Origin of the sequence: Bradyrhizobium sp. dw_411, assembly GCF_018449695.1 — a bacterium.
Lineage (GTDB): Bacteria > Pseudomonadota > Alphaproteobacteria > Rhizobiales > Xanthobacteraceae > Bradyrhizobium.
The window spans coordinates 35,461-57,683 of record NZ_JAAVUY010000019.1; the positions used below are offsets into that span (position 1 = coordinate 35,461).

General features: G+C 61.4%; 21 protein-coding genes. 7 read left to right on the forward strand and 14 right to left on the reverse strand.

Going from position 1 to position 22,223, the window contains the following annotated elements; translation table 11 throughout:
* Positions 1-22: 22 nt before the first annotated feature.
* Positions 23-784 (reverse strand): SDR family oxidoreductase, encoded by a 762-nt coding sequence (locus HB676_RS27125; protein WP_213741552.1) that lies wholly within the window; start codon positions 782-784, stop codon positions 23-25.
* 163 nt (positions 785-947) lie between these two features.
* Here HB676_RS27125 and HB676_RS27130 point away from each other — a divergent pair, with 163 nt between their 5' ends.
* Positions 948-1,397, forward strand: coding sequence for a cupin domain-containing protein (locus HB676_RS27130; RefSeq protein ID WP_213741553.1), 450 nt, complete (start codon positions 948-950; stop codon positions 1,395-1,397).
* Between the two features lie 175 nt (positions 1,398-1,572).
* Complete coding sequence (locus HB676_RS27135; protein ID WP_213741554.1) at positions 1,573-2,826, forward strand: alpha-hydroxy acid oxidase; 1,254 nt, start codon at positions 1,573-1,575, stop codon at positions 2,824-2,826.
* A gap of 108 nt (positions 2,827-2,934) precedes the next feature.
* On the opposite strand, the gene HB676_RS27140 is transcribed toward HB676_RS27135, so the two are convergent.
* The 8 genes from HB676_RS27140 to HB676_RS27175 form a co-directional block, all read right to left on the reverse strand.
* Positions 2,935-3,672, reverse strand: coding sequence for an ABC transporter ATP-binding protein (locus HB676_RS27140; protein WP_213741555.1), 738 nt, complete (start codon positions 3,670-3,672; stop codon positions 2,935-2,937).
* On the reverse strand, positions 3,662-4,438 hold the full coding sequence (locus tag HB676_RS27145; protein ID WP_249780496.1) for an ABC transporter ATP-binding protein: 777 nt from the start codon (positions 4,436-4,438) through the stop codon (positions 3,662-3,664). The genes HB676_RS27140 and HB676_RS27145 overlap by 11 nt, the downstream gene beginning before the upstream one ends.
* A complete protein-coding gene (locus HB676_RS27150) occupies positions 4,435-5,394 on the reverse strand; it encodes a branched-chain amino acid ABC transporter permease (RefSeq protein ID WP_213741556.1) in 960 nt (319 codons plus the stop codon). The genes HB676_RS27145 and HB676_RS27150 overlap by 4 nt, the downstream gene beginning before the upstream one ends.
* Positions 5,391-6,272 (reverse strand): branched-chain amino acid ABC transporter permease, encoded by an 882-nt coding sequence (locus HB676_RS27155; protein ID WP_213741557.1) that lies wholly within the window; start codon positions 6,270-6,272, stop codon positions 5,391-5,393. Before HB676_RS27155 ends, HB676_RS27150 begins: the two co-directional genes overlap by 4 nt.
* 139 nt (positions 6,273-6,411) lie before the next feature.
* Positions 6,412-7,656: an amino acid ABC transporter substrate-binding protein gene (locus HB676_RS27160; RefSeq protein ID WP_213741558.1), complete on the reverse strand. Its 1,245-nt coding sequence runs from the start codon at positions 7,654-7,656 to the stop codon at positions 6,412-6,414.
* 127 nt (positions 7,657-7,783) lie between these two features.
* Positions 7,784-10,177, reverse strand: coding sequence for a xanthine dehydrogenase family protein molybdopterin-binding subunit (locus HB676_RS27165; RefSeq protein ID WP_213741559.1), 2,394 nt, complete (start codon positions 10,175-10,177; stop codon positions 7,784-7,786).
* Positions 10,174-10,659, reverse strand: a complete 486-nt coding sequence (locus tag HB676_RS27170) for a (2Fe-2S)-binding protein (protein ID WP_346347435.1) — start codon at positions 10,657-10,659, stop codon at positions 10,174-10,176. Before HB676_RS27170 ends, HB676_RS27165 begins: the two co-directional genes overlap by 4 nt.
* A complete protein-coding gene (locus HB676_RS27175) occupies positions 10,656-11,537 on the reverse strand; it encodes a xanthine dehydrogenase family protein subunit M (protein WP_213741560.1) in 882 nt (293 codons plus the stop codon). The genes HB676_RS27170 and HB676_RS27175 overlap by 4 nt, the downstream gene beginning before the upstream one ends.
* Positions 11,538-11,722: 185 nt before the next feature.
* On the opposite strand from HB676_RS27175, the gene HB676_RS27180 reads away from it, so the two are divergent.
* Genes HB676_RS27180 through HB676_RS27190 form a run of 3 tightly spaced genes read left to right on the forward strand, consistent with a single transcriptional unit; the run spans position 11,723 to position 14,790 of the window.
* A complete protein-coding gene (locus tag HB676_RS27180) occupies positions 11,723-12,829 on the forward strand; it encodes an LLM class flavin-dependent oxidoreductase (RefSeq protein ID WP_213741561.1) in 1,107 nt (368 codons plus the stop codon).
* 54 nt (positions 12,830-12,883) lie between these two features.
* The gene (locus tag HB676_RS27185; RefSeq protein WP_213741562.1) at positions 12,884-13,762 is read left to right on the forward strand and encodes a polysaccharide deacetylase family protein; all 879 of its coding nucleotides are present in this window, start codon (positions 12,884-12,886) and stop codon (positions 13,760-13,762) included.
* A 38-nt stretch (positions 13,763-13,800) separates the two neighbouring features.
* Complete coding sequence (locus HB676_RS27190; RefSeq protein ID WP_213741563.1) at positions 13,801-14,790, forward strand: Gfo/Idh/MocA family oxidoreductase; 990 nt, start codon at positions 13,801-13,803, stop codon at positions 14,788-14,790.
* Positions 14,791-15,138: 348 nt separating this feature from the next.
* Here HB676_RS27190 and HB676_RS27195 read toward each other — a convergent pair whose 3' ends face one another.
* From HB676_RS27195 to HB676_RS27215, 5 genes are all read right to left on the reverse strand, one after another.
* Positions 15,139-15,825 (reverse strand): TetR/AcrR family transcriptional regulator, encoded by a 687-nt coding sequence (locus HB676_RS27195; protein WP_213741564.1) that lies wholly within the window; start codon positions 15,823-15,825, stop codon positions 15,139-15,141.
* Positions 15,822-16,391: a flavin reductase family protein gene (locus HB676_RS27200; protein ID WP_213741565.1), complete on the reverse strand. Its 570-nt coding sequence runs from the start codon at positions 16,389-16,391 to the stop codon at positions 15,822-15,824. The genes HB676_RS27195 and HB676_RS27200 overlap by 4 nt, the downstream gene beginning before the upstream one ends.
* Positions 16,392-16,400: 9 nt before the next feature.
* On the reverse strand, positions 16,401-17,558 hold the full coding sequence (locus tag HB676_RS27205; protein WP_249780501.1) for an acyl-CoA dehydrogenase family protein: 1,158 nt from the start codon (positions 17,556-17,558) through the stop codon (positions 16,401-16,403).
* 118 nt (positions 17,559-17,676) lie between these two features.
* Positions 17,677-18,171 carry a VOC family protein gene (locus tag HB676_RS27210; RefSeq protein WP_213741567.1) on the reverse strand — a complete coding sequence of 165 codons (495 nt, stop codon included), beginning with the start codon at positions 18,169-18,171 and terminating at the stop codon, positions 17,677-17,679.
* 99 nt (positions 18,172-18,270) lie between these two features.
* A complete protein-coding gene (locus HB676_RS27215) occupies positions 18,271-19,563 on the reverse strand; it encodes a glycoside hydrolase family 3 N-terminal domain-containing protein (protein WP_213741568.1) in 1,293 nt (430 codons plus the stop codon).
* 263 nt (positions 19,564-19,826) lie between these two features.
* Between HB676_RS27215 and HB676_RS27220 the strand changes: the two genes are divergently transcribed.
* Both HB676_RS27220 and HB676_RS27225 read left to right on the forward strand, forming a co-directional pair.
* On the forward strand, positions 19,827-20,711 hold the full coding sequence (locus tag HB676_RS27220) for an NAD(P)-dependent oxidoreductase (RefSeq protein WP_213741569.1): 885 nt from the start codon (positions 19,827-19,829) through the stop codon (positions 20,709-20,711).
* Between the two features lie 235 nt (positions 20,712-20,946).
* A complete protein-coding gene (locus HB676_RS27225; RefSeq protein WP_213741570.1) occupies positions 20,947-22,194 on the forward strand; it encodes an ABC transporter substrate-binding protein in 1,248 nt (415 codons plus the stop codon).
* The last annotated feature ends 29 nt before the right edge of the window (positions 22,195-22,223 follow it).

Here is a 22,223-nt window from a genome sequence, read left to right on the forward strand (position 1 = left end):
ATAACCCGCGCACGACGCGCTCTTATACCTCTCCGCCGGCCACCGCGATCGCCTGTCCGGTGATCGCGCCGGCGCCCTCGCCGCTCAGCCACAACACGGTATCTGCGACTTCCGCCGGTGACACCAGCCGCCCCTGCGGATTGTGTTTAGCGAGTTCAGCCACCGCCTGCTCATGGCTGCGGCCGGTTTTTTTCATGATGTTCTCGATGCTGCCGGCGACCAGATCGGTATCGGTGAAACCGGGACATACCGCATTGACCGTCACCTTCGTCGTCGCGAGTTCCAGCGCCAGCGAACGCACCAGGCCGACCACCGCGTGCTTGGCCGCGCTGTAGGCGCTGACGTAAGCGTAGCCTTTCAGCCCGGCCGTCGAGGCCACCGCGACGATGCGGCCATAAGGACGCTGGCGCATCGACGGCAACACCGCCTGAATGGTGTGCACCACGCCCATGAAATTGACGTCGATCATGCGCCTGAACAACGCCACGTCGGACTTTGCGAAGGGCGCGGATTCAGCGGCTCCGGCATTGGCGACGAGAATATCGATCGGCTGCCGCGCGGCGGCCTGCGCGATCGCCGCATTGACGGCGGCCTGATCCGCGACATCGGCCACCACTGCGAAATGCGCCGCGCCCTGGGCGACCGCGTCATCCAGCGTGGCGCGGTCGCGGCCGAGCACCGTAACGGTGACGCCGGCGCGCGCCAGCCCGGCTGCGATCTCGCGGCCGATGCCACGTCCACCGCCGGTGACGAGCGCATGCAGGGAATGCGGCAGTGCGGGCATGCGCAGTTCTCCCCGAATGAATTCACCGGTGCGACGATTTTGCAGCGGACCGGATTGCATATATTTTAAACTTCAAGCTTTTGCAACTTGCAAGCTTTTGCAACTTGACAGCCCCTGCCCCGCAGGTAGCTTTTGCGCAGGTACGCAACAAGGGAGGACGATTATGGCGGCTCTCGAAAAAGGCATCACCAAGAACGGCACCGGTTATTCCGGCAAGACCTGGAATATCCTCGGACAGGTTTATTTCCCCAAGGCAGTCACCGATTCCACCTTCGCATTCGAGACCAATAGCGATCCCGGCCAGTTCGTCCCGGTCCACATCCATCCCACCCAGGAAGAATTCATTCTGGTGCAGGACGGCATTCTGGATCTGAAACTGGACGGCGTCTGGGTGCAGGCCCAGGCCGGCGATCTGGTCCGCCTGCCCCGCGGCATTCCGCATGGCTATTTCAACAAATCGGACAAGCCGGCACGGGCGCTGTTCTGGGTGTCGCCGACGCAGAAGCTCGAGGCGCTGTTCAATCGGCTGCACAATCTGACCGACGTCGCCGAAATCGTCCGCATCTCGGCCGAGCACGAAGTGAACTTCCTGCCGCCGGAGGCCAACGAGTAATACGTCACACGCGCGCCGCTGGCCGCCTGTTGTTGCTTGATATGACGAGTGGCCCCTTAACCGGGGCCATTTTTATGGGGCATTGCCGCCAAGACATTGCTTTCATGGCTTCCGGGCGCCCTCACCGGCTGCTATCGTCTCCCGATAATAAAAACAGTTCAGGGAGAAACTTCCAATGACAACCGTGCGCGACACCAACCGCCGCCGCTTCCTCCAATACCTCGCAACCAGTCCCTTGATGGCCTCCGGCGCTCTGTCGGCCTACGGCGCGGAAACCCCGTCCAAACTGCCCGATCCGAGACTGTGGGCGCCGCCCGGCAGCGGCGACCTCATCAAAAGCCCGAAAGACGCGATCAACGTGTTCGAGTTCGAACCGGTCGCTTTCCAGAACACCCCACCGGCGCATTTCGGCTACATGGCGTCCGGTCTGGACGACGAAGTCACGCTGCGCGCCAATCGCGAGGGCTTCCAGAAATTCCAGCTCAATCCGCGCCGCCTCGTCGACGTGTCCAAGGTCGATATGAGCGTCGAATTGTTCGGCATCAAATATGACTCGCCGATCTTCGTGTGCCCGACCGGCGGCAACCAGTTCTTTCACCCGGATGGCGAGATTGCGGTCGCCAAGGCGGCCAAGGTCGGCAATCACATGCAGATGCTGTCGACCTCGTCGAACTATTCGGTCGAAGACGTCACCAAGGCGCGCGGCGCACCGATCTGGTTCCAGCTTTATGCGTCGCCGCGCTGGGAAGTCGCCCAGGCGCTGATCAAGCGCGCCGATGCCGCCGGCTGTCCGGTGCTGGCGGTCACGGTGGATCGCGTTGCGGGCCGCAATCAGGAAACCATGTTCCGGCTGCGGCGCACCGATACGCGCGAATGCTCGGATTGCCACGACCGCAGCAGTTTTGCGGGGCGCTCGAACCGGCGGCATAATTACGACGGCATCGATCTCTCCGGCATTACCGGCGGCGGCGAATCCTCGAATCTGAACTGGGATACCGTCAAGCGGATGCGCGACGTCACCAAGATGAAGATCATCCTCAAGGGCATCGTAACCGCCGAGGATGCCGAATTGGCCGTGCAGAACGGCATGGACGGCATTCTCGTCTCGAACCACGGCGGTCGCGGCGAGGATTACGGCCGCTCCACCATCGATGCGCTGCCGGAAATCATCAAGGCGGTGAACGGCCGCTTCCCCGTGATCGTCGACAGCGGTTTTCGCCGCGGCACCGACGCGGTCAAGGCGCTTGCGATGGGCGCACAGGCCGTCGGCATCGGCCGGCCGTATCTGTGGGGTCTAGGCGCATTCGGCCAGGAAGGTGTCGAGCGCGTGCTCGAACTCGTCCGCACCGAAACCCGCGCCGCCATGCAGCAATGCGGCGTGCGCTCGGTGAAGGAGCTCAACCCGAGCTTTGTGCGCCGGACGGCCTGAGGCGTTCAGGCTGCTCTATGCTCGTCATGGCCGGGCATAGGCGAGCGGTAGCGACGCCGTCCTTCGGACGGCAATGCCCTGCTATGACAATGCGAGACGCGCCGTCTTTTAGACGACCCCGCCGAGATAAAGCCGCTTGACGATGTCGTTGCCCTTCAATTCATCGACCGAACCGGCCGCAACGACGATCTCGCCATGAACGATGATGTAACCGCGATCGGCAATCCGGATCGTCTGGTTGAAGTTCTGCTCCGCCATCAATACCGTCAGGCCAAGCTGCTTATTGAGTTCGCCGATCTTGGTGATGGTCTGCGAGACCAGCAGCGGCGAAAGGCCGACCGAGGGCTCATCGACCAGCAACAGCCGCGGCGACGACATCAGCGCGCGTGCGATAGCCAGCATCTGCTGCTGCCCGCCCGACATGGTGCCGGCGAGCTGGCCCTGCAGGCCTTTGAGGGTCGGGAACGTCTCGAAGGCGAGCGCAAGATTGCGGTCGATATTACGCCGGGCAGCCTTGCGGAAGGCGCCGAGCATCAGGTTTTCCAGCACGGTCTGCCGCGGAAACAGCCGCCGTCCCTCGGGCACCATCGCGACGCCGAGATCAACGATCGCCTCGGCTGACAATTTGGTCAGATCGTGCGCTTCGCCGTCGATCGTGAGCACCATGCTGCCGCGCTGCGGCCGGACCAGGCCCGCGATGCATTTCATCAGCGTGCTCTTGCCGTTGCCGTTGGTACCGAGCAGAGCGACGGTTTCGCCGGCCTCGACATCGAGCGAGACGCCGCGCAGCGCCTTCACGGCGCCGTAGCCTGCATCGAGGTTCTTGATGGCGAGGCTAAGTGCCAAGATAGGCCTCCTGCACGCGCGGGTTGGCCATGACTTCTTCAGGCTTGCCGATCGCGATGATCTTGCCGGCTTCGAGGCACATCACCCGGTCCGAGAAACGCATCACCGCCTGCATGATGTGTTCGATCATGATGATGGTGATGTTCTGCGCCGCAAGGCTCATCAGGAGATCCAGCACCTCGTCGACTTCCGAATTGGACAGGCCTGCCATGGCCTCGTCGGAAACCAGGAGCTTCGGGTGCGTCGCCAGCGCGCGGGCGAGCTCCATCTTGCGCAATTCCACCTGACTCAATTTTGCGGTCGACACATCGGCCTTCGAGGCGAGACCCATCCGCGTCAGGATCGACATCATGGTGTCGCGTTCCCGCCCGGCCGAGACCACCTCGTCCGCGCGCCCCGCAAAATCGAGCCCGACCATCAGGTTTTCGGCGACCGTCATGCTTCGAAACGGCCGCGGAATCTGGAAGCTGCGCGCAATGCCGCGGCGGGTGCGGATATGCGGCGGCAACCGCGTGATGTCCTCGCCACCGAATGTCACGGTGCCGGGCTCGGTGCGGAACGCGCCGGAAATGCAGTTTATCAGCGTGGTCTTGCCCGAGCCGTTCGGGCCGATCAGGCCGAAGCGCTCGCCCGGACGAATGTCGACGCTCACATTGTCGAGCGCGGTGAAGCCACCGAATTTCTTGGTCAGCGCGGATATCCGCAGCAGCGGCGGCTGCGCTTCAGATGTCTTGGCTTCAGGTGTCTGGATCTCCGGGGACATCATGCTTCGCCCTCGCCGCGATTGCCACGCGCCTTCCGGATGAGGCCGATAATGCCCTCCGGCGCGCCGACCACGAACAACACCAGCATCACGCCGAGTATCAGTACGTTCACCTCCGACGAGATGGTCACGGTCAGTAATTGCTGTGTCGCGCCCAGCAAAATTGCGCCAATGATCGGCCCCGCCCAATGCGCGGTGCCCCCGATCAGCGACATCGCGAGCACCGAGACCGAGTAATTCAGATTGAACGCCGACGACGGGTCGGCATATTGCAGATACATCGCGGCAGGCGCGCCGGCCGCGCACATCAGCGCTCCCGAGATCACACAGGCCAGCAGCTTCAGCCTCAGCGTCGGCACGCCGGTGCATTCGGCGGCGAGTTCGTCGTCCTTGAGCGCCTGCAAGCCGCGGCCGATCCATGAATTCTGAATGTAACGCGAGATCGCGACCGCCAGCACCACGAGCAGCGCCTGGACGAAAAACAGCATCTGGACATAGCTGGTGAACGGCGCCATCGGCGCCGGCTGCTGCATCTGGATGCCGGCCGCGCCGCCGACATATCGCCAGTTGGTGATCGCGGTCTCGATCACGATGGTCAGCGCGATCGTCGCGATCGAAAAGAAGATACCCTGCATGCGCAAAGTCAAAAGACCAAGCGCGAACCCCATCAGCGCGCCGACGATGGCCGCGGCGGCGATCTGGACGACGAGCGGCGCGCCAATCGACTTGAACAGAAATACCGCCGTGTAGACGCCAACGCCGAAAAACGCGCTGGTGCCGAAATTGACGTAACCGGCATAGCCGCCGAGCACATTCCACGCGATCGCGAGCACGATAAACTGCAGAATCACATAGCAGGCAAAGAACGGATATTGGTTGCCGATGAGCTGCGTCATCGCAAAGGCGGCGGCGAGAAACAGGATCGCCCCGATCCAGAAAGTGGTGCCGCCGCGATTCATGATCGTCTTCCGAACAGGCCCTGCGGCCGGACGGCGAGAACGCCGAGCAGCATCGCGAACGAAATCGCCGGCGCCCAGGAAGCGCCGAACATAGTCAGGACAACAGCCTCGACGACACCGAGGATGATCGCGGTGACGAGCGTCCCGCTCATGCTGCCGAGCCCGGCCATCACCACGACGCAGAATGTCCGCCCGATATAGGAACGGTCGAGGGTCGGATTGACGGGCGCGACGATGATCAGGAGCGCACCCGAGATCCCCAGCACGGCCGTTGAGATGCCGAACGCCCATTGCTTGATCCGGATCGGGTCGGCGCCCATCAGTCGCAGCGCCTCCTGATCCTGCGCCACCGCGCGGATCGCCCGTCCCATGAATGTTTTCGACAGATACAGTGTCAGCAGGATCGTCAGCCCGGCGGCGACCGCGAACGCGACCAGGAGCCGGTACGGAATCCGCATACCGGCGATCCGCCAGGCCTTGCCGATATAGGACGCGGTGACCGATTGCTGGTCCACGCCGAACTGCAGGATCAGCAGCACCTCGATGATGAAGGCAATGCCGAAGAAGAAGGCGATGCCGCGCACGCCGGCGTCGCTGCCGCGCTTTTCGAACGTCTCGTAATACAGCCGGTAGGCGACAAGGCCGAACACGAACAGCAGCGGCGTGATCAACAGCCCCGCCAGCAGCGGATCGACGCCAAATTTGTCATTGAGGTAAAACACGCCATAGGACGCCATCACCAGAAAAGCCGGATGCGCTACGTTGGGCACATCCAGCAGGCCAAAGGACAGCGACAGACCAAGGCTTACGGCGGCATAAAAGCAGCCGAGCAGCACGCCGCTCACCAGCGCATCCTGCAGCAGGTCAAGTGAAAACAAGTGAGGTCCCCCGTGACCTGATCTTACGCCGCTTCGCCGCGTTACGCACGCCCGACAACCCTAATTCCCGTGATGTAGGACGCATGGTGCGGCCAACTCCCAAGTCAGCCGTACCATGGTCAGAGATAAACCGTGAAGTCTAGTTCCGCGCAGCTTCAAACGGCGTAATCAGTTCGCCGGACTTCAATTTCGCCGGATACAGGATCACCTGTTTGCCCGACTTGCGAAACTGATCCATGTTCTTGTCGACAATGCCACGGAACTGGGCTTGCAGCGTCGCGTTTTCCTTGCGTTCGCCGTCCGCGGAAAATGCGATCGGGCCGACGATGGTTTGGTGGGTATTCTCGCGCAGATATTTGGCGATCGCCTTCTGGTCCAGCGATCCCGCCGCCTTGACGGCCTGCTCGATGAGCTGACCGCTGGCGAAGCCGAACGGCGCCAGATAATAGCCGAGCGGATCGACCTTCGCTTCCGGGGCCCGCTTCGAATAGGTTTCGAAGAACGCCTTGGTGCCGTCGAAAAACATCGTCGGTTCGGGGAGCCATGAATTGTAATTGACCACGCCATTGAGCAGCGAGCCCAAATTTTCCATGACCGCGCCGAATTGCAGGCCAACCATGCCGCCGCCGAAAATCTTGACGTTGTCGCCGACCCCGATCTCGTTCACGGCGCGCAAAATTCCGGCCGAATCCGGCGGATAGGACGCGACATAGACGATATCGGGCTTGGCGGCATTGAGCGCGCGAAGAATGCCGGAGAATTCCACCGTCGTTGGCGGATAGGATTGGTCGAACACGATCGGCATGTTCATCTTTTTCGCGACGTCGCGCGCGGTCAGTGCCAGGTTCTGGGCGAATTCCTGGTCCGCCGCGAGAAGTGCTACGGTCTTGCCGCCGGCCTTCTGGCCGAGATCGAGGAACGAGGCGGCCCAGCTGTCGGCCGGCCCCCATGGGGCGACGTTGAACCACATGTCGTGGCCCACTTTGCTGTTCACCTGGAACGCAAAATTGCCGATCAGGACCATGCCGCGTTGCTTGACCAGCGGCATGATCGGCGCGGTCGGCACGGTGGCATAGGGCCCGAACAACAGATCGACCTTGTCGACGTCCAACAGCTTCGAGTAGATCGCGGGCGTTTCCGAGGCGCTCGATTTGTCGTCATAGACGACAAGCTCGACCTTGCGGCCGAGCAGACCACCCCGGGCGTTGATATCGTCCCGCCAGATCTCGGTGCCGAGCAGCGAGGCCTTGCCGCCGCCCGCCAGACCGCCGGTCAGGGCCATGCTCATGCCGATCTTGATCGGCGCCTGCTGCGCGCCGGCGCCCGAGGTCAGCCCAAGCGTGGTGACGGCGATCGTTCCGCCGAGAAATGTCCTGCGTTTCATTGATGGTCCTCCCATTTGTCCCGTTTCTTGAGGCTATATTGGATGAACAAAGCGGACATCACAACATACCCTTGATCCCCTTTGGCCCCCTGAGCCCTTAGCATTTGGTTTACTGGCATGGGCCGCGTCAAATTCGCCCCAACGCCGACAGGATAACCTGCGGCGTCAGGGGGATCTCGGTAATAAAGGCGCCAAACGGCTTCAGCGCATCGTTAACTGCGTTGGATACCGCCGCCGCGGCCCCCGCGGTGCCGGCCTCGCCGGCCCCCTTGGCGCCAAGTTCGGTCTCAAAGGTCGGCGAAACCACGTGGCCGATATCGATATCGGGCATCTCGCCGGACATCGGCACCAGGTAATCGGCCATATTGGCGTTGGTGAGCTGGCCGCGCTCGTCATAGATGCATTTTTCGAACAGCGCAGCGCCGAGCCCCTGCACCACGCCGCCCCGGATCTGCTCATCGACCAGTTGCGGGTTGATGATGGTGCCGCAATCCTCGACCACCCAGTGCCGCAGCAGCTTGACGAATCCCGTATCGGTATCGACCTCGACCCAGGCCGCCTGCACGCCATTGGTGAAGGCGAACGGATATTCACGGGGCACGAAATGGCGCGTCGCCATCAATTCGGGCTGGATGCCCGGTGGCAGCGTATCAGGACGGAAATAGACGATACGACACAGTTCGCGCAATTCGATGCGCACAGCGCCGTCGTCCAGATTCACGATCGCATTGTTGACGATGTCGAGTTCGGCCGGCGAGGCCTGCAGGATCGCGGCGGCTACATCGAGAACATTCCGGCGCAATACTTTGGCGGCCTGCAGCGCGGCCTCGCCGCCGATCCCGGCCCCGCGCGAGGCCCAGGTTCCGCCGCCATAGGGCGTATTGTCCGTGTCGCCGAGAATGACGCGGACTTTTCCCATCGAGACGCCGAGAACGCTGCCGACGATCTGCGCGGTCAGCGATTCCGAGCCCTGCCCCTGTTCGGTGATGCTGGTCTGACAGATCACCGAGCCCTGGGCATCGAGCCGCACCGCAACGCCATCCTGCGAGGATATTTTTGCGCCGCCGACGCCGTAAAACGCCGCGCTGGGATTGGTGACCTCGATGAAGCTCGCAATGCCGATGCCGCGGTGAATGTTCTTCTTGCGCAGCGCCGCCTGCTCGGCGCGCAGTGCGTCGTAATTCATCATGCCGATCAGCTTGTCCATGGAAGCATGATGCGACAATAGCTCGAATTTCAGGCCCGACGGCGAGGCGCAGGGATAGGCATCATCTGCAATGAGATTGCGGCGGCGGATTTCCACCGGGTCCATGTCGATCTTCATCGCCGCGAGATCGACCAGGCCCTCGGTGACCGAGCAGGCGATGGGATGCCCGACGCCGCGGTATTGGCACATCACGTTTTTGTTCTGGAACACCACACGCGTGCGCGCGCGATAATTTTTGGTCGTGTATTGCCCGCCGACGAGATTGACGACCTGGTTGGCCTCGATCGCGCTGGTGCGCGGATACATCGAATACGGCCCGATGCCGGTGATATCGTCGATCTCGAACGCCATGATGGTGCCGTCACGCTTGACGCCGATCTTGCCTTTGCAGCGATGATCGCGGGCATGAATATCGGTATTGAAGCTCTCGATCCGGTCGGCGACATATTTGATCGGCCGGCGCAGCAACTTGGTCAGCGCATAGGTGGCCATTTCATCGGCGTAAACGTGAACTTTTATGCCGAAGGAGCCGCCGACATCCTTGCACACCACGCGAATCTGCGACTCTTCGAGGCCCAGATGAAGCGCCGCGATGTTCTGCACCATGTGCGGCGCCTGGGTGCCCTGATAGATCGTCAGCCGCGAATCTCCAGGATTCCAGTCTGCGACGACCGCGCGCGGCTCCAGCGTCACGCCGGTGTGGCGACCGAACACAAACTCCGCTTCGACCACCGCATCGGACTCGGCAAACGCCGCATCGACGGTACCGGCATCGAGACTGCGCTCGAACGCCAGATTATCGCCGAGCGAGGCATGAATCACCGGCGTCTGCGGATCGAGCGCGGTGCGCATATCCGTCACCGCGTCCAGTTCTTCATAGTCAACGGCCACCAGTTCAGCGGCGTCTTCCGCGACCGCGCGGCTGGTCGCGACGATGGCCGCGACGGCTTCGCCCTGCCAGCACACCCGATCGATCGCGATCGCGCTTTGCGGCGCGGATTTAAGGCCCTTGAGATGCGTGAGTACGCCGACCCATGGCGTGATGACGGCGGCAAGCTCCGGGCCGGTCACCACAGCGATGACGCCGGGCAATTGCTTCGCGGCAGCCGCGTCGATGCCGATAATCTTCGCATGGGCATAGGGCGAGCGCAGATACACCACATGGGCCATGCGCGGCAGTTCCATGTCGCTGACATAAAGCCCGCGACCCTGCGTCAGCCGATCGAGATTGGGCCGCGGGACCGTTTTGCCGATATAGGAATTCGGCCGGTCGAGCACCGAGAGTGTTTCGGGATTGGTTGTTGTTGACGTCATGCGCCGCGGCCCGTGCGCGCCCGCGCGGTGGACGCAACCGCATCGACGATGGCCTGATAACCGGTACAGCGGCAGTAATTGCCGGAGAGATGCTCGCGGATACGCTCGCGATCAGGTTCGGCTTCCTGCAGCAGCAGGTCCTGCGCCGTCACCAGCATCCCGGGGGTACAGAAGCCGCATTGCAGCGCGTTACGCTCGCGGAACGCGGCTTGCAAATCTGATATTTCGCCGCTGTCGGACAGTCCCTCGATGGTCTCGATCGAGGCGCCATTGGTTTGCGCCGCCAGCATCAGGCAGGAGCGAACGATGTCGCCGTTGACGCGCACCGTGCAGGCGCCGCACACGCCGTGTTCGCATCCGACATGCGTGCCTGTCAGCTTCAGATGCTCGCGCAAGAAATCCGCCAGATTAAGCCGCGGCAACACATGCGCCTCGATGCGCTCGCCGTTCACCTGTAACGAGATCGACACAGCCGGGATCACAAGACTTCCCCCGCGCTGAGTTCGGGACGGCCCAGCAGCGTGGCGACGCAGCGCGCCAGCAACACCTTGGCTAGATGCCGGCGCATCGACACGCTGGCTTGTTGATCTTCCTGCGGATCGAGCTCTTCACCGAGGGTCTCAGAAGCTTCCAGCAGCACCGCCGGCGTGACGGCAACGTTGAGCAGTTTTGTTGCCGCCATGGCCAATACCGGCCTGTCGCCAACCGAAAAATAGGCCAGCCGCAGATCGGTCAGGATATCGCCATCGACGACCGCCTGTGCGGCGAGGCCGACGATGCCGTAATCGCCGTGCCGTCTTGCGAACTCGGAGAAGTAATGCGCGGAATTCCGTTGCGCGACGGGCACCTCGACGGCCACCAACAACTCATCCACCTCCAGCGCCGTCTCATAAATCCCCGTAAAGAAATCCTCGGCGGCAATTTGTCGTTCACCCGCCGGGCCTTCGACGATAATTGTAGCCTTCAACGCCACCATGGAGGCCGGCAGTTCCGCCGCGGGATCGGCATGCGCGAGGCTGCCACCGATGGTGCCGCGATTTCGAATCGCGGCATGCGCGACATGGGTGATGGCTTCGCTGATCAGCGGCGCGTGTTTGGCCACATCTGCCGAGTTCAGGAGATCGACATGGCGCGTCAAGGCGCCGATCCGCAACCTGTCGCCGGTCACGGCAATGCCGCGCAGTTCCGTGAGGTCGCCGATATCGACAATGAGTTCCGGAGAAATCAGACGCAGATTCATCGCGGGCATCAGGCTCTGGCCGCCCGAAAGCACCTTCGCCCTATCGCCATGCTCTGCGAGCAACTCGATCGCGTTTACAACACTGGTTGCACGGGCGTAGCTGAAAGCCGAGGCTTTCATGGATGTGACCTCCCCGGCCGAAAATTGGGTGTATTTTTTGTGATTAGACGGCGGTGCCCCCCAAAGGTCAAGTTTGTTTATCGAACGATTATTTCTGATGACTCGACTTTCGGATTAGTCATAATGTCGCAAACGCGCGCACGCTTTGGCGCACCGTAAAATTGGCTCCAGGGAGGAGCAGGCTCATGAATCTCGGTTTCTTTACCATGCCGATCCATCCGCTCGACAAGGATTGGCGGCAGTCGCTGCGCGAAGATCGCGAAGCCTTTCTGCTGGCCGACGAACTCGGGTTCACCGAGGCCTATGTCGGCGAACACGTCACCGACAAGGCCGAGAATATCACCTCCTGCGTCGCGTTCCTCGCCTGGATCGCCGCGGCCACCAAGCAGATCAAGCTCGGCACCGGCACCATCAACATGCCGAACACCCATCCGGCCACCATCGCGTCCAGCCTGGCGATGCTCGATCACATGCTCGACGGACGGCTGATTTTCGGAATCAGCCCCGGCGGATTGCTGTCGGATGCCGAATTGTTCGGCAATCTCGACGCCAACCGCAACGAGATGTTCCTGGAATCGATCAACCAGGTTCTGGAAATCTGGGCCAGCGAGCCGCCGTATAATCTGAAAGGCAAATACTGGAACGTCTCGACGGAAAGAACCCTGATCAAGGAAATCGGCCAGGGCTTTATTGCGCGCCCGCTGCAACGGCCGCATCCGCCCATCGTCGTCACCGCCGTGGCGCCGTTCTCCAAGGGCGTCACCGAAGCGGCCGTGCGCGGCTGGGAGCCGATTTCGGCGAACTTCCTGATGCCGGCCTGGGTCAAAAGCCATTGGCCGAAATATGTCGAGGGCTGCGAGCGCGGCGGCCGCCCGGCCGATCCCGCCAACTGGCGCGTGGCCAAGAGCGTGTTCGTCGCCAAGGATGCCGCGACCGCCAAGGCCTACGCGACCGACCCGGACGGGCCTTATTATTATTATTATCGCTCGCTGTTCACCAAGCTGAAGAGGAACGGCCGCATCGAACTGTTCAAGACCCGCCGCGACCAGCCCGACGAGGAAGTGACGCTGGAAATGGTCTGCGACAAGCTGATCATCTACGGCACGCCGGACAGCGTGGCTGATCAGTTGCTGGCATTCCAGGAAGAAGTCGGCCAGTTCGGCACGCTGTTGTATGCCGGCAAGGACTGGAAGGATCGCGAGCTTGGACGCCAGTCCATGATCCTGATGGCCGAGAAAGTCCTGCCGCAGATCAACGCCGGCGCCTCGAAAAAATCCAACGCGGCGGAATAATTCGCTAGCCGAAAATCCGCATCCAAAGAAACCATCTCACAAAGAAGATCAGCCGTGGCCCTTACCGATCGCATTCCCTATCAAGCGCAAATCGACCGTCCGAAACTGAAATTGCCCGGTGGCAAGAAACTCGCGGTGTGGGTCATCCTCAATGTCGAGGAGTGGCGGATCGAGAACGCGATGCCGCGCACCGTGCTGAGCCCGCCGATGGGTCAGCCGCTATTGCCTGACGTGCCCAACTGGTCCTGGCATGAATACGGCATGCGCGCCGGCTTCTGGCGCCAGTTCAAGGCGTTGACCGACCGCAACATGCCGGTGACGCTGGCCGCGAACGGCAGCGTCTGCACGTCCTATCCGCGCGTCGCCTCGGCCGCGCTCGAGGCCGGATTCGAATTCATGGGCCATGGGTTCCTGCAGGGCCCGATGCACAAACTGGAGAACCAGGGCGACGCGATCAAGCGCGCCGTTGACGCCATCGCCAAGTTCACCGGCAAGCAGCCGCGCTCCTGGGAAAGCCCGGGCCTGACGGAGACCAACGACACCATCGATCTGTTGCGCCTCAACGGCATCGAATATCTGGCGGACTGGGTGATCGACGACCTGCCGCAGGATATCGCCACACCCCATGGCACCATGACCACGATCCCCTATTCGGTCGAGACCAACGACATCGTGATCCATGCGCTGCAGCATCTGCCGTCCGAGCAGTTCCTCAAGCGCTGCACCGATCAGTTCGACCGGCTGTATCTGGAAGGCGACAGCAACGCGCGGATCATGGCGATCTCGGTGCATCCCTACATCACCGGTGTGCCGCACCGGATCAAATATCTGGAAGCGCTGCTAGACTATGTCATCAGCCATGACGGCGTGGCGTTGATGACCGCCAGCGAGATCGGCGACTGGTACCGCGCCGAAATGTCCAAAGCCAAATAGACATAATTGGAAAAACTATCAGGGATGGGAAACTGCGCATGATCAATGCCGCCGTGATCGGTTTGGGCTGGTGGGGACAGAACATCCTCCGGAATCTGCGCGACAGCGAGGTCATCAGGCCCATACTGGGCGTCGATCCCCTGGACTCCGCGCGTGCCTCGGCCGCGGACATCGGCGTCGAGACCGCGGCTAGTTTCGAGGACGCGCTGGCCAATCCCAAAGTTCAGGCCGTCATTCTCTCGACGCCGCAGGAACGCCACGCCGAACAGATCATCGCGGCTGCCAAATCAGGACGTCATGTGTTCTGCGAAAAGCCGCTGTGCACCACATCAGCCGATGCGGAAGCCGCAATCGCGGCCGTCAGCAAGGCCGGCGTCCAACTGGGCATCGGCCACGAGCGCCGGTTCGAGCCTGCCGTGATCGAGATGCGCAAGCGTTTCGCGGCCGGCGAATTCGGCAATCCGCTACTGGTGGAAGGCAATTTCAGCCAGGACCTGTTCCTGAAACTCCCGCCCGACAATTGGCGGTTATCCAAGGCCATCAATCCGGCCGGGCCGCTGTCGGCCACCGGCATTCACGTGGTCGATCTATCGATTGCGCTATTGGGCCGGCCGACCAGCGTCTGGGCGCGGCTGGGGCAACTCGGCAGCCATTTCGAGAACGGCGATACGCTCGCGATCACGATCGGTTTCGAGAACGGCGCCACCGCGCTCCTTGGCGCCGTGCTGGCGACGCCGTTCATGGGACGGCTGGCGCTGCTGGGCTCGAAAGGCTGGATGGAAATTCGCGACCGCAGCCATCCGCAGAACTCGACGGGATGGGACGTAACCCGCGTGCTGCAGAATGCCGAGCCGGTCACCTCGTTCTTCGGGCCGCATCCGGCAGTGCGTTCCAACCTCGAGGCCTTCGGCCGCGCGATAGCGGGTGAAGCCGCCTATCCGGTGACGCATCAGGAGATGCTCTCGAACGTACGCAGTTTTGAGGCGATCCAGCGATCGATCGTGAGCGGGAATATCGAGAAGATTTGAGGTCGCTGCTTGCTCCGGGGCCTTCATGGTTCGAGACGCGCGAAGACGCGCTCCTCACCATGAGGGTCTGACATTCACCCCAGTTCGAAGCTGACGCAAACTCCGGCCTCATCCTAAGAGCCTGACTGATAATTCGCAGGAGCCACCGTGTGTGGCTTTAAGTACCGGTTCCCGCGTAACTTTAGAATCGATTAGCGTGTGGTTCTGAAATTTTAGAATCAAGAGAAGCGAAGCCAAATCGACTGCCGCAGGACAAAAATGCCAAAGTGCGGCCGTCCTGCGAATTATGAGTCAGACTCTAAGGAGCGCGCACTTGCGCGCGTCTCGAAGGATGCAGCAACCGGGCTCCTACCCCACCACTTTCACCGGCGCGCGGCTGATCGCTACCGTGGCGCCGAACACACGCTCGAAGCCGGCCAGGAAGGCATCCAGCGCGTCCGAGATCATCTGCTCTTTGCTTTCAAGCACGGGCGATTCGTAGATGTATTTGCGGACGCCGTAATAGAAAATTCCGCTGTGAAACACCCAGGCCATTTCAAGCTCGGCCGCGGTCGGCTTGGTTTGCAGCGGCATGCCCGCTTCGTGACGGCATTCCCGGACGATGCGGGTCAGAATCTTGTCCCTGACGACGCCGACATACCAGCGGTTGATGTCGAGGCCCTTCAGGCCCGAATAGAGATAGATCCGTAGCCATTTGCGGTTGAAGATAACGTTGGTGTAGGCGTTGTAGAATTCGTAGAGCCGGTCGCGGATCGGCTTGGAACGATCGGCCAGCAGCTTTTCCCATCCGGTATCGAACGGCTCCAGATAGACCGTGCGATAGACTTCCTTGATCAAGTCGTCCTTGCTCGGGAAATAGCGATACAGCAGCGGCTGGGTCACGCCGAGCCGGCGCGCCAGATCGCGGGTGCCGCCGCCAAATCCCTCTTCCGAGAAGAATTCGGTGGCCTTGGCGACGAATTCCTTGCGGCGATCGTCCGGCGATAATCGTTTCTGCTTGGTACGCGCGCGCTTGGGCGTGGCTTTCTTTTTCATGATCCCGAAGTCACTGGAAAATTGTCCGCTCCAATAAATCGCCCGTAACCGCCGCGGGCAAACAAGAGCGGCTCCTGCTTATTATACGCATAGGCCTCGACCGCGCCGAGGAAAATGACATGGTCGCCGCCGTAATAGCGGCTGGCGGCACGACACTGGAAATTGGCCACACAGTCGGCCAGCAGCGGCGCATTGCCGAGGCCCGGCACCCATTCGACACCCTCGAACTTGTCCGCCGAGGATTTGGCGAACTTGTTCGACAGCGCTTGTTGCGACGCACCGAGAACATTGACCGCGAAATGGCTGGCGTTCTGGAAGATCGGCAACCCCTGCGAAAACATGCCGAGGCTCCATAGCACCAGCGGCGGATTGAGCGATACTGACGCAAACGAATTGCAGGTCAACCCGTAAGGTTTTCCATCCGCCGTCATCGCCGTGATGATGGTGACGCCGGTGGCATAGGTGCCGAGCGCGTTGCGGAAATCCCGGGGATCGATCGCCGAAGCGTCGCTGGACAATTCATTGGCCGGATCGGGCGTAATCGGATGCTTTGAGGCGTCGTTCATTCCCGGGCCTCAAAGCGTCAGGTTTTCGGATGGCAGGCCGAGCGCGACCCGTCCGTAATTGGTGCCGGCGGCGTCGAAGTTGAACGCAATGTGCGAATTGATCGCATGGGCATCGCGAAATTGCCGCTGCAACGCGCCTGATGTCGCGAGGCCCCGCGCGCCGCTCGCTGCAAACAGCAGCGACACGGCTTCGGTGCACAGATTGACCGAGAAAGCGCCGTCGCGCCGCATCCGGGTCTTGGCGGCGGTATCGGGCACATGGCCGCGCCGCGCATCGGCCATCGCGGCAATGCAGGTCGAGCGCATGATCAGGCGGGCGGCGTCGATCTTGGCGGACGCCTCGGCGATCTTGATTTGCGTGCTCTGGAGATCACCCAGTTTGGCGCGATTATAGGTCGAGGCGCGATGGCTCGCGAGTTCGACATAATCATCCAGACACGCCTGCGCGTTGCCTAGCGCGACGCCTGACAGCACATAGGGAAACAGCGAGAACACCGGGAGCGCGTACAATGCATTCGGATTAACGGCGCTGCCGGGTGTTGGGCCGCCGGCGAGTTCATGCACCCCGATCGTCATCGGCTCGGCCACGAAGGCGTCATTGACCTCGACGTCGTTCGAGCCGGTGCCGCGCAAACCCGTCGCGTTCCAGGTGTCTTTGATGGTGTAGTCGCTCTTGTTGAGCAGAAACACGCGGTATTCGATGCCGTCGGCCTCGTCATCGGAAGAGACCACGCTGGCCAGCATGTTCCATTCGCTGGAATCCACCCCCGACGAGAACGGCCAGCTTCCGCTCAGCACATAACCACCATCGACCTTCCTGGCGCGGCCGGCGGGAAAGATAAAGGACGACGCGATCAGCGCATTGGCGTCCTTATTCCACACCAAATCCTGCGCGCGCTTGTCGAACATCGCGAGCATCCAGTGATGGCTGGAGAGGTTGGCAAAATTCCACGCCGCTGACGCATCCGCCTGCCCGATCGCATCGGCGCAATCGACCAGGGCGACGTAATCGAATTCGGAGCCGCCGACGCGCTTGGGCTGCAGGATTCGAAAAAGACCCGCCTCGTGCAGATCGCGCTCGGTCTCGGTCGGCAACCGGCGCAGATCCTCGGTCCTGGACGCGCGGTCGCGCAGTTGCGGAACGAGTGCCCTGGCCTTGGCGATCATGGCCGCATAGGCGCTGCTGCCGGCGTCCGTTGCCGACGGCAGGCTGGAATTTGGCTTCAGACCGGTACCTGCCATCTCAGGCTCCCGCAATTACGCTCGCTTCCCTAAGCTCGCTTCCCTAAGCTCGCTGCTTGGCCTTCATATGCGGCCGATCCAGATAAAGCGAGGCCGCCAAGCCTTCCTGGTCCTGTTCGGCAAACTCCGTCAACAGCTTCATCTCGGGAATCCGCGAACGATCCAGCGTATTGACGTCGGGCCAGTCGATCTCGATCAGGTTACCCGAGGGGTCGCGCAAATACATCTGCACACAGCCATCCGGAAGCTCGTTGACCGGATTGCGAAAGGCCTTGGCGTCCAGCGCGCCCATCGCCTTGGCGGCGTCATAGGCGGCATGGAAATCATCCACATCCAGCGCGAAGTGCTGGTAGAGCGGAACCTGGTCCTCCAGCTCGAAGATATGCAATTGCAGATCGCCGCAGCGCAGATATTTGGTCTTGAAACCGAAATTGTAGCTGGGAATGGTCTGCATGCCCAACACGGTTTCGTAGAACTTGACGGACTCCGCGAGATTCTTGGTGCCGATCGACAGATGATTGAAGCCCGTGACTTTCATTATTCGCTCCCTTTAACCGTTGTTTATCGACCGATCACTTATTAAGGCGCGGTCCGCGATATCAGTCAATGAAATTCGACAGCGGGAACAACCGGTGCGTCAATCCGCCGGCAAAGCCTGCTTCAATCTGACCTCGCTGTCATGCAGCATGGCCATATCGAGACCCTGCCGGTCCAGCGCATCGGACGCGCACGTAAAAAGCCGATAGAACTGGGAGCCGTCATAGGCAACCAGCAATAAATCCACGCTGGCGTTAAGGGCCTCCACCACGGCCATGCAGACATTGTGGTTGTAAATCGCGCCCATCACCAGATCGTCTGTGATAACGACACCCCGGAAATTCCATTTCTGGCGAATGATGCCATCGACAACGCGCTTGGAGTGCGATGCGGGACGATCCGGGTCGATCGCCGTCACGGTGACGTGACCGATCATCAACTGCGCGTTCGAGCCTGCCAGAACTTCCCGGAACGGCCGCCAGTCGAACGCCTCCAGTTCCGCGAGCGGCGCGTCCAGATTGGCGCTGAAATGATGGGTATCGGCGCGCACACGGCAGAGGCCCGGGAAATGTTTCACGGTGCCGCGCACGCCCGATGCCTCGAGGCCCCGCACATAGGCCAGACCGATCTCAGCCACCGTGGCCGGGTCATCGGATATTGCGCGCTGGCCGGTCAGCGTGTTGAAATCAAGCCGGTTGCGCGTGGCTGCAGGCCGAAGATCAAGCACCGGGGCAAAATTCTGGTTCACACCGATTTGCGCCAATTCCTGCCCGTGGATATGCCCAAACGCTTTTGCTTCTTTCACCCTGATATCTGGCGGACGACCGGCCAACGTGGCCAGGGCCGGCAGTTCCGTCAAAGGCGGCGACAGATGCGAGACGATGCCGCCCTCCTGATCGGCAGCCACGATCAGAGGCGGCAAGCCCGCGACCCGCCGCCGCTCCTGAAGCGCTGCGATCTCGGATTTGAGCGTATCGGTCGTTCGCCCTGTGATATTGTGCCGGGCGACATAGATGCCGGCGATCAGGCCTTGTTCGGCGAGCGGCGCGACTTCGTCGAAGGACGTATAGCCCACCACAAAATGCGGCCCCAGCAAGTGTGCCTGCGCGACATCCGTGTGCAGGACATTTCGCTTGCAGACTTCAAACGCGGCGTGAGCGTAGAGCATCGACGGGAATGGCAGGCACCACAGCAGGATCAATAACCGTCCCGCTTTGCCGGCGCGCCAATAGCCCCGCCTGATCAGAAAATAGACAGCGAAGCCTGCGATCAGGAAAATCGCGACAGCGACGCCGTGCAGAAAATTCACATAAGGCTCGTGAATATTGAAGCCCGCGAAAACAAAAGCCGCACCGAACAGCCAGAGCGCGAGGGTGCCAGCGGTTTTTATCATCTGAACGAAACGATCATGGGGGCGAGGTTTCAGCGGATCGATCGCCGGTACCAAACCTGTTTGCGCGGCGCCAGTGCATCGGGGGCGACTGCACGGTAATTGCACAAAACTTCCGGCATTCTCCGAAAACCTCGACAGCATCTGCACATCTGCGAGCGATCTTCGATCACGCGATGATGATTGCGCATCGTCCGATCACTGGCTATTCAGGAATTGGACACGGCGTCCCAAGACAGCGATCAGGTTTGCAAGGAGAGATTTTCATGGACAAGACCGTTGGAATTGTCGGGCTTGGCATCATGGGCGGCGCGATCGCCGTCAACCTGATTGAGCGCGGATGGCGGGTAATCGGCTTCGATACTGACGCGGCCAAGCGGGCCGAGCTGGCGGCCGCCGGTGTTGTGATTGCTGACGACGTGGCGCATGTGGCGCGCGATACGCCGATCCTGATGACGAGCCTGCCCACGCCCGCCGCGGTCGAGAAGGTCGCGCAGGCCATCGCCGATTCCGGGCAGACGCCGCGGATCGTGGTCGAGCTGTCCACCCTCACCCTCGCCGACAAGCTGCAGTTTGAAACCATCCTGAAAAAAGCCGGCCACGTCCCGCTGGACTGCCCGCTGAGCGGAACCGGCGCGCAGGCCAAGATGCGCGATCTCATCGTCTATGCCAGCGGCGACAGCGCGGCCATCGCCCGCTGCACGCCATTGTTCGCGGATTTTTCCAAGCAGAGCGCCGATCTCGGTACGTTCGGCAATGGCAGCCGGATGAAATTCGTCGCCAATCATCTGGTGGCGATCCACAATGTCGCGACCGCCGAGGCAATGGTGCTGGCGGAACGCGCCGGGCTCGACCCGAAGATGGTGGTCGACCTGGTCGGCCCCGGCGCCGGTGGCTCGCGGATGTTCCAGATGCGCGCGCCGATGATGGTCAAGGGCGTCTACGAACCCGCCACCATGAAAGTCTCGACCTGGAAAAAGGACATGGCGATCATCGCGGAGTTTGCCGATGATGTCGGCTGCGTCACGCCGTTGTTCACACTGACACAGCCGGTTTACACCCAGGCGATGGCGATGGGGCTGGCCGATCAGGACACCGCCTCGGTGTTCGAGGTGCTGAAAAAAACCATCGTTAGCACGCCCAAATCCTAGCGGCCTAAGGCCGCATCCCAGCGATACCGCACTGCATCAAAAGCGGATTTGCAAGCAGATTGCGAGTGATCCGGCGTGATGGACACCCATAACCCCGGACCCGCAAGGCCGAAGATATCGACCGATTGCGTGGTTATCACTTGATCATTTAAGACTTCCGTCCGATAAATCGGTCGTCAAAAAACAAGAGCGACAAAAAGCCCAATCCAGTTTCAGCGTCCCGGGGGGAGTATCCATGACGATATCACGACGACAATTTGTCAGCGGTGTTGCAGGTGCAGGGTTCGCCAGCCTGGCGGCGCCAAATCTCGCTTTCGCGCAAGGCGCCGGGCCGATCCGGATCGGGCTTCTCGCCGCCAAGACCGGCCCGCTCGCCTCCGGCGGCATCGACATGGAACTGGCCCTGACGATGTTCCTAAAGGAGCGCGACAGCACGCTCGCCGGCCGCAAGGTCGAACTGATATCGGCGGATACCGCCGGCGTTCCCGCCACCGCGCGCACCAAGGCGCAGGAGCTGGTCGAAAAGAACAACGTCCATTGCATCATCGGCCCGCTCGCGGCCTTTGAGGCGCTGGCGATTGCCGACTATCTCACCGAAAAGGAAATCCCGACGCTTGGCGTCGCCGCGGCCGAGGACATGACGCAGCGGCACCCGAGCCCCTGGTTCGCCCGGGTCAGTTCGACCTCGTCGCAATGCGCCTATCCGCTGGCGGAATATTCGGTCAAGGAATTGAAGTACAAGAAGATCGTCACCATCGGCGACGATTTCGCCTATGGCCACGAAATGTGCGGCGGCTTCCAGCGCGTGTTCGAGGACAATGGCGGCAAGATCATCCAAAAGATCTTCACGCCGCTGGCGACGCCCGACTACGGCAGCTACGTCGCCCAGGTGAAGAGCGCGGACGCGATCTTCCTCGCCACCGCCGGCTCCAACGGCTTCCGCTTCCTGCGCCAGTTCATCGAATACGGCCTCAAGGACAAGATGGCCGTGATCGGCGGCATGACCGCGCTCGACGAATCCGTGCTGCGCAACATGGGCGACGAGGCGCTGGGGATCGTCACCACGAGCTGGTATTCGGCCGAACTCGACAATCCCGCCAACAAGATCTTCGCGCCGGCGTTCCGCAAGCAGTTCAAATACGACCCCGGCTATTACGCCGCCAGCACCTACGTCTCGGGCGAGGTGCTGGAAGCCGCATTGAAGGCCACCAAGGCCAATGTGGAAGACAAGAAGGGGTTGATGACGGCGATCCGCGGCAGCACCGTGAACACGGTGCGCGGCACGATCAAATTCGACGAATTCGGCGATGCGATCGGCGACGTCTACATCCGCAAGGTCACACGCAGCGACGGACGGCTGGTCAATTCGGTGATCAAGGACTATCCGAATGTCAGCCAGTTCTGGACCTACGACAAGGCCGAGTTCCTGAAAAATCCGGTCTACTCGCGCGACTTCCCGCCGGCCAAGAATCTGGAGCCGTAAGCCTGCTTTCGTTGCGGGCCGACCACCTC

What these genes read in the sequence shown, in the direction of transcription:
- HB676_RS27125 (WP_213741552.1), bottom strand. Translation starts at nt 784, where the DNA reads ATGCCCGCACTGCCGCATTCCCTGCATGCGCTCGTCACCGGCGGTGGA.
- HB676_RS27130 (WP_213741553.1), top strand. Translation starts at nt 948, where the DNA reads ATGGCGGCTCTCGAAAAAGGCATCACCAAGAACGGCACCGGTTATTCC.
- HB676_RS27135 (WP_213741554.1), top strand. Translation starts at nt 1,573, where the DNA reads ATGACAACCGTGCGCGACACCAACCGCCGCCGCTTCCTCCAATACCTC.
- HB676_RS27145 (WP_249780496.1), bottom strand. Translation starts at nt 4,438, where the DNA reads ATGATGTCCCCGGAGATCCAGACACCTGAAGCCAAGACATCTGAAGCG.
- HB676_RS27150 (WP_213741556.1), bottom strand. Translation starts at nt 5,394, where the DNA reads ATGAATCGCGGCGGCACCACTTTCTGGATCGGGGCGATCCTGTTTCTC.
- HB676_RS27160 (WP_213741558.1), bottom strand. Translation starts at nt 7,656, where the DNA reads ATGAAACGCAGGACATTTCTCGGCGGAACGATCGCCGTCACCACGCTT.
- HB676_RS27165 (WP_213741559.1), bottom strand. Translation starts at nt 10,177, where the DNA reads ATGACGTCAACAACAACCAATCCCGAAACACTCTCGGTGCTCGACCGG.
- HB676_RS27175 (WP_213741560.1), bottom strand. Translation starts at nt 11,537, where the DNA reads ATGAAAGCCTCGGCTTTCAGCTACGCCCGTGCAACCAGTGTTGTAAAC.
- HB676_RS27180 (WP_213741561.1), top strand. Translation starts at nt 11,723, where the DNA reads ATGAATCTCGGTTTCTTTACCATGCCGATCCATCCGCTCGACAAGGAT.
- HB676_RS27190 (WP_213741563.1), top strand. Translation starts at nt 13,801, where the DNA reads ATGATCAATGCCGCCGTGATCGGTTTGGGCTGGTGGGGACAGAACATC.
- HB676_RS27195 (WP_213741564.1), bottom strand. Translation starts at nt 15,825, where the DNA reads ATGAAAAAGAAAGCCACGCCCAAGCGCGCGCGTACCAAGCAGAAACGA.
- HB676_RS27200 (WP_213741565.1), bottom strand. Translation starts at nt 16,391, where the DNA reads ATGAACGACGCCTCAAAGCATCCGATTACGCCCGATCCGGCCAATGAA.
- HB676_RS27205 (WP_249780501.1), bottom strand. Translation starts at nt 17,558, where the DNA reads ATGATCGCCAAGGCCAGGGCACTCGTTCCGCAACTGCGCGACCGCGCG.
- HB676_RS27210 (WP_213741567.1), bottom strand. Translation starts at nt 18,171, where the DNA reads ATGAAAGTCACGGGCTTCAATCATCTGTCGATCGGCACCAAGAATCTC.
- HB676_RS27215 (WP_213741568.1), bottom strand. Translation starts at nt 19,563, where the DNA reads ATGATAAAAACCGCTGGCACCCTCGCGCTCTGGCTGTTCGGTGCGGCT.
- HB676_RS27220 (WP_213741569.1), top strand. Translation starts at nt 19,827, where the DNA reads ATGGACAAGACCGTTGGAATTGTCGGGCTTGGCATCATGGGCGGCGCG.
- HB676_RS27225 (WP_213741570.1), top strand. Translation starts at nt 20,947, where the DNA reads ATGACGATATCACGACGACAATTTGTCAGCGGTGTTGCAGGTGCAGGG.